Genomic DNA, 12,863 nt, shown 5'->3' with positions numbered 1-12,863 from the left:
ACGTATTTGCATGGCAAACAACCATAAACCCCCACTCATATTTACATCTCAACAGACTTAACGAGGGAGTTGAGATCACACGACAGATCGAAACCAGGGAGATCAGCAGTACCAGGAACTACTCAACCAGGTAAATGATATTGTCTTCAGAATGACAATACAAGGAGTTTTAATTGAGGTAAGTCCATCAGTCACCAATATCCTTGGTTATGTCCCGGAAGAATTGATTGGAAAAGAGATTACTCAGTATGTAAACTCTGTCTCTATTGAGAAGATCAAGGATGAAATTTCATACAAGATTGCCAATCCTTTAGAACTATCAAGATACGAGCTTCCGATACAGGCAAGTGATGGTAGAGAAGTCATCTGTGATATAAACACCAGACTAGTAAAAGAGCTGGGCATCAGCCCGAGATCCTCGGGATTATCAGAGATACCACTGAAAGACGAAAGATGGAAGATCGCATCAGGGCCAGTGAGCAAAAATACCGTGATATATATGAAAATGCAATTAAAGGGATATTTCAGACCACAATAAACGGTGAGATCCTCAGTATCAATAACTCATTTGCACGGGTTTATGGATATGAAACATCAACAGACTTCATGAACAAGGTACAAAATATTAGCAGTACCTATGCCAATCCAGGTGACAGGCAGGGTATTCTCAAAGCCATAGATCAACACAGATCAATCAAAAACATCCACGTGGAGGTTTTGCGATGCAATGGCGAAAAGAGATGGATATCCCTGAATGCACGAAAAGTATCCGGCTCATCCGGGGATTATATTGAAGGCTCAGTTGTTGATATCACTGAAGAAATCCTGCTGCGAAAGAATCTCGAAGAGAAAGAGAGAATATACAGGCTTCTTGCAGAGAATGTGTCAGATGTCATCTGGACCGCTGACATTAATATGAAGCTTAATTATATGAGTCCGTCAGTTTATGGACTCCTGGGATACAGCCCGGAAGAGGCACTAAACTGGCTGATGAGAGAACAAAACATCTGCAAATACGGGGAAGAGTTGTAAGAAAGGGAGATGGTGAGGACCTGATAGTCGGTACTGTGCAGGATATTTACAGAACGAATGATACTTGAGGATGAGCGGAGACAGTTGATAAAACAGATTCAACACAATATCGCAGAACTCGCGATCCTCAACGATGGGATACGAAACCCGCTTGCCATTATCGAGGCTGTGCTTGAACTAAAATTAGGTAACTTCCACAGTGAAATTCTCACACAGATCTCAAGAATAGATTCAATGGTAACCCAGCTCGACAAGCGATGGGCTGAATCTGAGAAGATTTTCTTATATCTACAGAAACATAACGGGATCAGTTAAAAGGTACAAGATCAAAAAACCAAACAAAACTTATTAATCACTCGCCACCTGACGCTGTTTCATGAAGAGCCAGTACTGGATCATTCTTGTCGTCATTGTCCTGCTCATCGGGATAGGCGTTGGTACATTATTCACTCCAAAGGCACCCACCTTCACTGTCAAGGGGGCAGAGATCAATTCAGTCAATCTCTCTGCAATTGGTCTTTCGTTTATTATTGATGTTGATAGTTCTTATCCAGTTGCTATTCCAATTAAATCGCTTACATATACCGTATCATATCAGGGAAGAGAAGGCCCAATAGAATTGGCATCAGGTGAAAAGAAGGGAATAATGATCAAACCAGGTAAAGACGAACTGGTCATTCCTGTACTGGTCTCAAATCCATCCATCGTGAAAACTGCATTTGAAGTGTTACGAACAGGGGAGATCAGGTTGATTATCAACGGAAATGTAACTCCTGACTTCTTTGGTGTCGCTCCGGCTGTGCCATTCAGTAAAGAGGTGGCAGTTCCGGTAAAACTTGGTGATATTAGTGGAGGTATAATCTCCAGTGTAGGGTCATTAGCAGGATCACTCCTTTCCACTCAGTAACCCCGGATAATTTTTCCGGGCACTCTCTTTTTTAAGGCAATTAACCCGAAAGGGGCAACTTAATGGCATATATTACTATGCCATGCAAAACCGATAGAATTATGGTAACATCTGTTAGAGTACCTATTCTCTATCCCTGCTTGGATAACAGGGAGAAGAGGAGGGATAATTCTGAAGGGAAAAATTGGAGAAAGGATCTCATTTTTTTTAAATAATGCGACAATAGGACGGAAGATACGGATTATCTGTCTTATACTTGTAATCATACCAGTCCTCACTCTCGGAGCCATTGCATACACCAGTGCCTACAACGCAGTATACAGTGATATCAGTCAGAACCTTGGAAATCAGGTTTCTGACATGAAGGATGAAAGCGCGACTGTATACAACCTTACCCAGAATAAGGTGAATGACGATCTTAATATCCTGAAAAATTCGTTTTATTCTAAAGGAACTCCAGAGATCAGTGATGGAAAACTGATACTTTCATCAGGATCCTCCCGTTATGTGGTGAATGATAATTTCGATATCGTTGACGGGGTGCAGAAACTGGTTGGCGGGGCTGCAACAATATTTCAGAAGGAGGGTGACAAGGCAGTCAGGATTTCCACTAACGTCATTGGAGATGATGGCAAACGGGCAATCGGCACAACCGTATCTCAAGCGGTATATGATGCAGTCATCAACAAAGGTGAGACCTACTACGGAACGGCAATCGTTGTAGGTAAACCATACATCACCGCTTACGAACCTATCAAGAATGCAAAAGGGGAAATCGTTGGAATCCTGTTTGTCGGTGTTGAAGAGAATGCGACGGTAGGTGTGCTCAAATCTCAGATCAAATCAAAGAAGATCGGGGAGAAGGGGTACATGTACGTCCTTAACAGTACCGGGTATACCATTCTTCACCCAACAAATGAAGGGAAGACTGACGCAGATCTCCCCTTTATCAAAGAGATCATCACCAAGAAAAACGGTTTTATATACTACAATTATAACGGGGTTGAAAAAGTCGCTGCATACGCATATTATCAGCCCCTTGACTGGATCATAATCGCAAATGGATCCCTTTCCGACTTTATGGGCCCGTTAGATGCTATCAGGAACACCATCATTCTTGTGACCATACTCGGTGTCATCGCAGGGGTCGCTATCTCATACTGGTTTGGAAACTCAATATCAAGGCGGATGAACGAGCTCGTCAGGGTTTCTGAGCAGATTACCAAGGGAAACCTTTCAGTCAGCATCAATGAATCAGCAAATATGGATGAGATTGGGATCTTAAACAGATCCTTCCTTGAGGTTATCAGAACATTTGAGCGATTCAGGGATGAAGTTCAGACGATCAGTTCTGCTGCTGCAGAAGGAAATCTGAATGTACGGGGAGATTCATCTAAATTCCAGGGTGACTATGCCCTTATCATCGGTGGAGTAAACAAGACTGTTGACGCGATGGCAATACCAATCAAAGAGGCGATGAGACTTTCAGGCGAATATGCAAAAGGAGACTTTTCAGCACGGGTTGACCCATCACTGCAGCTCAAAGGCGAGTTTCTCACCTTCAGGGATGCTCTTAACACCATAGGTACTGATATCTCCGAAGCGATCACCAAGGTCAAGCAGCAGGTCGAGGAACTGGCAGGTGCAATGGGCCTTGTGGGGGCTAATGTGGATTCTGTGACCAGTGGAATCGTAGAGGCACACCACAGTATTGAGGATGTTTCGGCAGGTACCGGCCAGGTAGCCCAGATCGCAGGTGCAGTCAACACACTGGCAGACCACTGCGGCAACAGTACCAGACAGATCATGAATGCAATGCAGGATCTCGCAACTACTGTGTCTGAAGTCGCTACCAAGATGAATGATGTTACATCCCTGACAGGAAGTGCATCCGAACTTTCAGGACGCGGCAAGGTGGTTGCAGGAAAGGCTGAAGCCGGAATGCAGGGTATCATGCATTCATCTTCTGACATTGAACGGATGGTTACTGATATCAACAACCAGATGAGCGAAATAGGAAGAATTGTAGATATTATCAGTTCGATAGCTGAACAGACAAACCTACTCGCTCTTAATGCTGCTATAGAAGCTGCACGGGCTGGGGAGGCAGGGCTCGGATTTGCTGTTGTTGCCGGTGAAGTCAAGGATCTTGCAACCGGTTCACAGAAATCTGCAGAAAATATTGCCTCAATTATCACAGCCCTGCAGCAGAAGACAGCACTTATCACGGATGCAGTGAAGGTCTCGCTTACAGAGGTGAAGAATGGCGATGAGGCAGTAGGAGAGTCGCTTGCCATATTCAACGATATTGTCGGATCCATATCAGAGATAGACAAGAACATGAACGAGGTTGCAGCATCGAGCCAGGAACAGGCTGCCTCTGTTGAAGAAGTTACCGCTACTGTTCATGAATTTGGGGACATGGTCCAGCAGACTGCAAAGGAGTCAGTTGGACTGGCAGCAGCAAGTGAGGAGTCTTCAGCAGCGGTTGACCAGATCGTCACCATGATCGACCAGGTAAACACCTCTATGGATGAGATTCGGAGTGTCATAATTAAGGCCCTTGAGTCAACTAAGTTTATCGAGGAAGAGATGAGCAAATTCAGAATCTGATTATAAGGTCAGAACCTCCCTTCTCCCGCCTATTTATCGGACTTTAACACCAATGTGTTCTGACCGTGATCTCGTCTTCTACCAGGCCGGTTTTCTTCGTCCTTGCTGCAGCATTTCTCTTTGGCTCTTCTACATCGATGGCTAAACTGGCACTGGCAGGTATAGCACCGATCACGTTGGCTAGTATAATCTATCTTGGAAGTGGAGGAGGAATGGCAGTATACCGGCTTTTCCGCTACTTTCGCGGAATTGCTGTAGAAGATCCACCACTTACCAGAAGTTCTATTCCCTGGGTTATCGGAGCTTCATTCTTCGGAGCTGTACTTGCAACAACCAGTCTTACACTTTCACTTCGCACCGTTACAGCCTGGGAGGCGTCAGTCCTTCTCAGCTTCGAAGCTGTTGCCACTGCACTGGTTGCAAGGGTTATATCAGGAGAGAGGGCAGGACCGAGGGTTTGGACAGCACTCGGATGTATCACTCTCGCCTGTATAATCCTTGCCTGGAGACCGGACCAGATGCTCGGGATCTCCATAGGAGCGGTCGGGATCCTTTTTACCTGTCTCTGCTGGGGTGTTGACACCAGTTGCTCACGTCAGATTGCTGGTAGAAATCCGCTTGAGATTGTGATGTATAAAGGTCTCTTTGCCGGAGTGATCACCTTCGCAATTTCCAGGGTCATCGGTGAACCGCTTCCGGGAGCGGGTCCCGCAGTAGTAGCGGCGATCATAGGTATGACCGGGTTTGGCGGTCTGATGACATTCTGTTTTCTGAGAGGGCTCAGGGATCTAGGTCCTGCCCGAACCGGCTCCTTCTTCGGGATAAATCCGGTATTTGGGATCATTGTTGGTCTGGTGATATTCAGGGACATTCCAGGTTTGATCTTCATCCCTCCTGTCGGCCTGATGCTCACCGGAATCGCAATCCTGCTGACTGAGCATCACAATCATTTACACCGTCATTCTCCTGATGTGCATAACCACCGGCACGGGCATGACGACGGACATCATGATCATAAACACCCGAAAGGGATTCTTCCTGCTGGATTGGATGGATATCATACTCATCTTCACTCGCACCAGGATCTCATTCATGAACATGAACATACTCCGGATATTCATCATCAACACCAGCACACACACTAACATGATTCCGCCGAACACAGGTAGAACCATACTTCCTGCAGCGCAGGATTAAGAAGAATCCGGTCCAACCTATCAGCATGTTTGCAAAACGGATCGATAACCTGCCCCCGTACCTCTTCGCCCGCATCGATGAGATGAAGGCAAAGAAACGCGGTGAAGGGGTGGATGTCATCGACCTCGGAGTAGGGGATCCCGACCTTCCCACTCCGCCCCATATTGTGCAGGCACTCATTGATGCTGCACAGGATCCTGATAATCATCATTACCCCTCATACCTTGGGATGCAGGCATTCCGGGAAGCAGTTGCCGGATGGTATAAGCGCAGGTTCTCAGTTGACCTTGACCCATCATCAGAGATCATCTCATTGATGGGCTCTAAAGACGGGGTTGCCCATATCCCTGAGGTACTCGTCAACCCGGGAGATTATGTCCTCGTGCCAAGCCCCGGGTACCCGGTATACTCCACCGGAGCACTCTTCTCAGAAGGAAAAGTTCACGAGATGCCACTTCTTTGTGAGAACAATTTTCTCCCTGACCTGGATTCAATTCCTTCAGAGATTGCAAAAAAATCCAGGCTCATGTGGATTAACTACCCAAACAACCCCACATCCGCTATCGCTCCGCCAAAATTCTTTGAAGAAGTTGTTCAGTTCGCCCGTGACAACGATATTGTGGTTGTTAGCGACAACGCCTACTCTGAAGTTTCTTTTGATGGATACAAAGCACCCTCATTTCTGGAGACCGACGGAGCATCAGAGGTTGGTATCGAGATGCACTCCCTTTCAAAGACCTATAACATGACCGGCTGGCGTATCGGAATGGCAGTCGGAAACAAGGAGATTATCAGAGGTCTTGGAGTCGTTAAGACAAACATTGACTCGGGAACCTTCAACCCGGTTCAGCATGCTGCGATTGCAGCCCTTTCAGGCCCGCAGGACTGTGTTGCAGAGGCCTGCTCTATTTACCAGGAACGCCGTGATGTCCTGGTCTCCGGGCTGCAGAAACTCGGATTTGATATTCAGGCACCAAAAGCAACATTCTATGTCTGGCTGAAAGTGGAGGACAGTATGGCAACCGCTGCAAAGATGCTCAACGAAGCAGGAATTGTCGTAACTCCGGGTATCGGCTTTGGAAAATCAGGTGAAGGATATGTCAGGTTCGCAATAACCAGGTCTGTTGACCGGATTCGTGAGGCAATCGGAAGGATGGAGTCGGTATCATGGTGATGACCCTTCCACCTCACCTCTCAGTCAAAGACCGACACCTGTGGATCGGCGGCTGTGATGCAGTAGAACTTGCATTCAAATACGGGACTCCTCTGTACGTTACAGACGAGGACCGGATAAGGGCTAACTTTCATGGATACAAAAAGGCCCTCTCATCAAGGTACCAGAGCATCAGAATTCTTTACGCTGCTAAAGCAAACGGGAACCCTGCAATCCTAAAGATCCTTGCAGAGGAAGGAGCAGGAGCCGATGTCTTCTCTTCAGGTGAACTCATCATCGCCCTGCAGGCAGGAATGAAACCTGAGTACCTCCTTTTCAACGGGAGTTCAAAGACCGAAGCTGATCACCGGCTTGCAGTCGAGAAGGGCGTCAGAGTCTCACTTGACTCAATCGACGAACTGATGCAACTTGACCGGATAGCAGGTGAGGCAGGAAAGATAGTTGAAGTCTCGTTCAGGGTAAATCCGGCTATTGATGTTCCAACCCATCCAAAGATTGCAACAGGGCTAGCCACCTCCAAGTTTGGAATTCCGGCAGCAACCATCACAGAGGCATATGCACAGGCTCTCGTATGCAAGAACGTTGTTCCGGTCGGAATACACTGCCACATCGGGTCGCAGATTCTTTCTGTCGAACCGTTTGCAAAAGAAGCACAAGTTCTGATGGAAGTCGTTGCAGAGCTTCACAAAATGGGAGTGAAATTCAAGTTTGTGGATCTCGGAGGTGGCCTCGGAGTCTGTTACGAGCACTATGGCGGACCTGCCCCTGCATTTGACGCCTATGCTGACGCAGTCATGCCAGAGATCATCTCAACCTTCACGAGACTTGGCATCTCTCCAGAGATCTGGATCGAACCAGGCAGGTCAATGGTCTGCGACTCTACGATTCTGCTCACAAAGGTCAATTCAGTGAAACAGGCACACAAAACATTTGTGAATGTGGATGCAGGGTTTAACACCCTGATCAGACCAGCTATGTATGATTCGTATCATGAGGTGATGGTAGCAAACCGTGCAGGAGAGGATCAGGCAGAAACCTACACCATAACCGGGCCGATATGCGAGACCGGGGATATCCTTGCCCATGACCGCAAACTCCCTGCAGTTCAGGCAGGTGATCTCATTGCTCTTCTTGATGCAGGCGCCTACGGGTACTCAATGGCTTCGCAGTACAACGGCCGGGGACGCTGCGCCGAGGTACTGGTAAAAGGGGATAGATCAGCCCTGATGCGAAGGGCAGAAACACTTGATGATCTTCTGGCAGCTGTGGTAACACCACCATGGCTGTAAAGCCTTTACTTTTTTTTCTGACTGAACCCTGCAGAATAACAAGAGAGGAGAAGACCTGTGGTCAGGTATCACTACGCACTTGTTGATGACCTGATCAGCAGGGAAGAGTTTGATCGCAGGATTGAGAAGAAGATCGAAGCCTGCGGTAACCTTGCTGATGAAGTAGCTGCCGCTCTTCTGGTAGTCAGGGATCTTGGCAGATCACATGTGAAGATCAAAGGGTTGCGGGGTCGATCTTCGCTCTTTTGTTTCTATGCAAAGATCCTTGCCTGCTCAGAGGTTAAGGAATTTGACCGGGCTGATGGAAACAAAGGACTTGTCGCACGGGTCACGGTTGCTGATGAGACAGGTCAGACAGACCTCGTCTTCTGGGATGAACAGGCTGCAGCGATTGGTGAGTCTTTTGAGGCAGGAGAGGTTGTTGAGGTTATCGGAAGACACGGGAAGAGCCTGAAGGAGATTCAGCCTCTTAACCTGAGAAAAACACATGTCGAGATAAACTGCGACATGAACCCGAAAGAACAGAAGCAGCCTGAACGAAAGGATATTGATCTGATGTTCATCAGCCTGCAGCCTGCCAAATCCTTTACCAGGAAAGACAATACCACCGGAGAGATGGTCAGTGGTATTGTAGGAGATGTAGGAGGAACAGCACGGCTGCTCTGCTGGGATGCAACAATGCTCTCTGGATTTACACCAGGGATGGCAGTACATGCAGTTGGCGTCCTTGAGAAAGAAGGGGATTTCGGGGGCAGGGAGATTGTAATCGATGAGAATACCCAACTCTCTCCTGCAGAACAGATGCCTGAAATTCCACACATCCCACTCGGAGAAGTGAAACCAGACCAGACAGTTACAATATCGGGACACTTTGTGCAGGTACTGCCACCCCGGCCGTTCACACGCAGGGACGGAACTTCTTCATGGGTAAGGAATGTGGGGATATCTGATGACACAGCCACACTCCCGGTAGTCCTCTGGGATGACGAAGCATCCCGGACGTTTCTCGCTGGAGAAAAGGTGATCATTTACCATGTGCCAGCACGGGTAGGGAGAACTGGCGAGACTGAACTTTCGGTGGGAAGAGGAAGTTGTCTGATCATTATTCCTGAAGGAGGAGAGAGGATCAGTATAGACGGAACCATCATCGAAAGTCCTGAAGGAAAGGTCATTGACAATGGCGTGCAGGCATTTTTGATCGAGGGACCATACCAGCATGGGACTGAGATCACTCTTCATGGAATCACGAGCGGAAAGAGGCTGTTTGTGGAGAGTGATGAGAAAACCGGGATATCTCCGGAGGTTGTGCAGACAGATCTCAAACAGTTTCTTCAGAGCCTCGAATCAGCCTGAAAAGATACTTTCACACGGTGATTTGCACGACTATATATTTATTGTGAGGATGAAATCCTGAATTCACCAGAAAATATCAGATTTATCCACTTTTTTTAGCACCTGAAATGAGATCCTGATACATGAACCGACCCAGATCTTAATTCTCAAAATCCACATACCGTATGAACTGATTTGAGGGAGAAACAAAGACCGTATCAGCCGTTTTTTGACAGGTTTATGATCCTGATGTTCATATTGCGAAAGTATTCAAAACACATAATTCAAGATAATTCAAGGATTCAGACCATTATTGGTCGAATAAGAGCAGTCCTGAATTCTATCATTTCACTTTCGCCCTGTTTCACTGAAGTTTAAATGTGGGTGTGAGTGATGGGTAGTGTAGGGATAGAACATTATGGCAGCAGAAGCATACCAACTTGAGGACATACCAGGCGTCGGACCAACCACTGCAGAAAAACTCCGCGAAGCAGGATACGAGAGCGTTGAAAAAATAGCACAATCAACAGCCTCCGAACTGTATGAATCTGCCGAGATCGGTGAGGCTACCGCTCGGAAGATGATCAAGTGGTGTATTGCTCAGACTTCTCCTGCTGAGCAGTCAGACAGTGAACCCGCCTCAGCAGACGCCGGTGTTGAGTTAGCGCCTATGAATACCAGAAGACTGGAAATCGAGGATATACCCGGTGTAGGGCCTGCAATAGCAGAAAAACTTCGTGATGGAGGATTCCTTACAATTGAAGGAATTGCAACAGCTACTCCATCAACACTCTCGGAGGCCGCTGAGATTGGTGAATCAACCGCCAAGAAGATGATCAAGTGGTGCAGGGAGCAGGCAGACATAGGGGGCTTCAAGACCGGCACAGAGGTCTTTGAGGCACGGCTTCTCATCAAGAAACTCAGGACCCTGGTTCCTGAAGTAGACGAACTCCTGGGAGGCGGATTTGAAACCCAGGCGATCACTGAACTCTACGGAGAGTTTGGTTCAGGTAAATCACAGATCGTTCACCAGCTTGCAGTAAACGTTCAGCTCCCCGAGGAACTTGGCGGACTTAACGGCTCGGTTATCTACGTTGACACTGAAAATACCTTCAGACCTGAACGTATCGAACAGATGGTCAATGGACTTGAGATCGAAGGTGCTGACCCACAGGAATTTCTCAAGCACATTCACGTGGCCCGGGCCCAGACCTCGGATCATCAGATGCTCCTGATAGAGAATACGCATGAACTTGCAGAAGAACTCAAGAGTCAGGGCAAGCCGGTAAAACTCGTCATTGTAGACTCGCTCACCGGCCTTTTCAGGTCAGAGTATGCAGGCAGGGGAACCCTGGCTGAACGTCAGCAGAAACTGAACAGACATATGCATGATATCTTTAAACTCTGTGATGAGTACAACGCAATCGGACTTGTCACAAACCAGGTAATGTCAAACCCGGCAGTCTTCTTCGGTGACCCGACAAAACCAATCGGAGGAAACATCGTCGGGCACACGGCAACATTCAGGATCTACCTAAGAAAAAGCAAGGGAGGAAAGCGTATCTTCAGACTGGTCGACAGCCCGAATCTGCCAGACGGTGAAGCTACCTTCCTCGTGGAAGAGGGTGGCCTCAGGGCCTGTTAAGTTGTGCTACGAGCAGTAATTACAGATATTGACGGTACACTCACCGACGAGAAACGCCGGCTGAGCACGTGTGCAATAGAAACAATCAGACGACTTCAGGATAACGGGGTCCAGGTGGTTCTCGCAAGCGGGAACACCTCCTGTATCCTCAAAGGTCTTTCCAAGCTTATCGGAACCAGCGGGACGTTTATCGGAGAAAACGGAGGCGTATACCGGGTTGGTTTTACCGGTGATCTTAAAGTCCTCCCAAACCGCCAGGTTGCCCTTGATGCCCTTGATCTCCTTAACAGGCACTTTCAGAAACAGGGGATCACACTTGATATGTACTCACCGTATGAACGGCTTGCAGATGTCGCATTTGCCCGCAATGTCCCGGTTGATGAGGTAAGAGCTCTTCTTGCTGACTGGAATGTTACAGTTCTGGACACCCATTTTGCCATTCATATCCAGGAGAAGGGTTTTAGTAAAGGTTTAGCATTAAAACAGATAGCCGGTGATCTGGGTATATCAGTGTCAGAGTTTCTCGCCATCGGTGACTCTGAAAATGATACCGACATGATTCAGGCTGCCGGAACAGGATGCTGCGTTGCAAATGCAGTGCAGGAAGTAAAACTGGCAGCGGATTACGTATCTTCAATTTCGTACGGAGAAGGATTTGTTGAGGTTATGAACCGGTTTTTCCCTCACATTCTTGAAAGATAACGGTCAATCACGATAAAATCCTTGATATCACGAACAGATTCGAACGGAACCATCATCCGGTCCCCATCCATCTGGTATCCGGTGGTGTCGTACGTCTCATCTGGTTCGATGATCAGGTCTGTTATCTGTCCGGTATCAAAATCAACCATAAGGTTGCGCAGCTCGCCGATGGCTTTCCCGTCGTTGGTCATGATCTGCTTATGGGAGAGGCTCCGAGCAAGTACCGCTTTCATAACAGATTTTTCAGTCGTGAACGATATTAAAGATACTTTTTTTGAAGGGTGTTCCAATCGTTTATCTCCCGCAGTAGGCTCGCAGAAGATTATGACCACCAGGAGCGTCTGTTGAGCGCAAAACTTATGGATTCAGTTTTGTTTAAACGGTCTCATTCATGACCCAGTCGATATATCCAGAAAACCCTTTGGAAACCGGGAGTGCAATGATCTCAGGAACCTCATACGGGTGAATTGTTCTGATTGCAGCAATAAGGTCTTCAATACAATGGTTCGCAGTTTTAATAATGAGAAGGTCTTCTTTTTCATCACAAATATGGCCTTCCCATCGGTAGAGAGACCGAACTGGAGTGATGTTTACACATGCCACCAACCGGCGCTCCAGGAGTTCGCGTGCGATACGGGTTGAATCATCAGAAGGAGTAGTGCAGTAGATAACCGAGATATCAGAAAGGTTCTCGTCAGTCATTGGTAGTTCTCGGCTTTCAGGATATATGAAGATCATTCCCTGCCAGGAAAGGAGACAAATATATTTAAGTGCCTGAAGGTTGTTCTAATATAAGCATCTGTGCTGTTGTGGCCTAGCTGGTTAGGGCGCCAGACTCATAAGAGAAATCTGAGATATCTGGAGGTCGCGGGTTCGGATCCCGTCAACAGCATTGTAACAGCTGGGGTAATTCCCTGTACTATTTTTATTGCTCAGGTCAGAACTTTAACTGTGCCAACATCATCTGATTAC

12 protein-coding genes, 1 tRNA gene and 2 pseudogenes are annotated in these 12,863 nt (G+C 47.3%); 13 read left to right on the top strand and 2 right to left on the bottom strand.

From position 1 onward, the window contains the following. Positions 1-115: 115 nt before the first annotated feature. The 12 genes and pseudogenes from VN429_RS08910 to VN429_RS08855 all read left to right on the top strand — a co-directional run. Positions 116-538: pseudogene (locus VN429_RS08910) on the top strand (PAS domain S-box protein); the annotation flags it as partial. Then, on the top strand, positions 454-1,032 hold the full coding sequence (locus tag VN429_RS08905) for a PAS domain-containing protein (RefSeq protein WP_325632297.1): 579 nt from the start codon (positions 454-456) through the stop codon (positions 1,030-1,032). The pseudogene VN429_RS08910 and the gene VN429_RS08905, both read left to right, overlap by 85 nt. Before the next feature lie 57 nt (positions 1,033-1,089). Then, entirely contained in the window at positions 1,090-1,347 is a 258-nt protein-coding gene (locus tag VN429_RS08900) for a hypothetical protein (RefSeq protein ID WP_325632295.1), read from the top strand. Positions 1,348-1,408: 61 nt separating this feature from the next. Further along, entirely contained in the window at positions 1,409-1,939 is a 531-nt protein-coding gene (locus tag VN429_RS08895) for a hypothetical protein (RefSeq protein WP_325632293.1), read from the top strand. Positions 1,940-2,071: 132 nt separating this feature from the next. Further along, a complete protein-coding gene (locus VN429_RS08890) occupies positions 2,072-4,552 on the top strand; it encodes a Cache 3/Cache 2 fusion domain-containing protein (protein WP_325632301.1) in 2,481 nt (826 codons plus the stop codon). Positions 4,553-4,617: 65 nt separating this feature from the next. Further along, positions 4,618-5,697: a DMT family transporter gene (locus tag VN429_RS08885; RefSeq protein ID WP_325632290.1), complete on the top strand. Its 1,080-nt coding sequence runs from the start codon at positions 4,618-4,620 to the stop codon at positions 5,695-5,697. A 77-nt stretch (positions 5,698-5,774) separates the two neighbouring features. Next, a complete protein-coding gene (locus VN429_RS08880) occupies positions 5,775-6,923 on the top strand; it encodes an LL-diaminopimelate aminotransferase (RefSeq protein ID WP_325632288.1) in 1,149 nt (382 codons plus the stop codon). After that, positions 6,923-8,212 (top strand): diaminopimelate decarboxylase, encoded by a 1,290-nt coding sequence (gene lysA / locus VN429_RS08875; protein ID WP_325632285.1) that lies wholly within the window; start codon positions 6,923-6,925, stop codon positions 8,210-8,212. The genes VN429_RS08880 and lysA overlap by 1 nt, the downstream gene beginning before the upstream one ends. Before the next feature lie 57 nt (positions 8,213-8,269). Further along, positions 8,270-9,565, top strand: coding sequence for an OB-fold nucleic acid binding domain-containing protein (locus VN429_RS08870; RefSeq protein WP_325632283.1), 1,296 nt, complete (start codon positions 8,270-8,272; stop codon positions 9,563-9,565). Positions 9,566-9,962: 397 nt separating this feature from the next. Beyond that, positions 9,963-10,070 (top strand): annotated as a pseudogene (locus tag VN429_RS08865) (helix-hairpin-helix domain-containing protein); the annotation flags it as partial. Between the two features lie 144 nt (positions 10,071-10,214). Next, positions 10,215-11,189, top strand: a complete 975-nt coding sequence (gene radA, locus VN429_RS08860) for a DNA repair and recombination protein RadA (protein WP_325632299.1) — start codon at positions 10,215-10,217, stop codon at positions 11,187-11,189. 3 nt (positions 11,190-11,192) lie between these two features. Then, the gene (locus VN429_RS08855) at positions 11,193-11,891 is read left to right on the top strand and encodes a phosphoglycolate phosphatase (protein ID WP_325632281.1); all 699 of its coding nucleotides are present in this window, start codon (positions 11,193-11,195) and stop codon (positions 11,889-11,891) included. On the opposite strand, the gene VN429_RS08850 is transcribed toward VN429_RS08855, so the two are convergent. Both VN429_RS08850 and cutA read right to left on the bottom strand, forming a co-directional pair. Further along, on the bottom strand, positions 11,873-12,124 hold the full coding sequence (locus VN429_RS08850) for a PRC-barrel domain-containing protein (RefSeq protein WP_325632279.1): 252 nt from the start codon (positions 12,122-12,124) through the stop codon (positions 11,873-11,875). The two genes, VN429_RS08855 and VN429_RS08850, sit on opposite strands and share 19 nt — an antisense overlap. Positions 12,125-12,266: 142 nt before the next feature. After that, complete coding sequence (gene cutA / locus VN429_RS08845) at positions 12,267-12,593, bottom strand: divalent-cation tolerance protein CutA (RefSeq protein WP_325632276.1); 327 nt, start codon at positions 12,591-12,593, stop codon at positions 12,267-12,269. A 101-nt stretch (positions 12,594-12,694) separates the two neighbouring features. Between cutA and VN429_RS08840 the strand changes: the two genes are divergently transcribed. After that, positions 12,695-12,783 (top strand) — tRNA-Met (locus tag VN429_RS08840). Positions 12,784-12,863 lie beyond the last annotated feature (80 nt).

This window comes from Methanospirillum sp., from assembly GCF_035560735.1.
GTDB lineage: Archaea > Halobacteriota > Methanomicrobia > Methanomicrobiales > Methanospirillaceae > Methanospirillum.
Note: the sequence above shows the minus strand (reverse complement) of the source record. Positions and strands in the feature narration are given on the sequence as shown.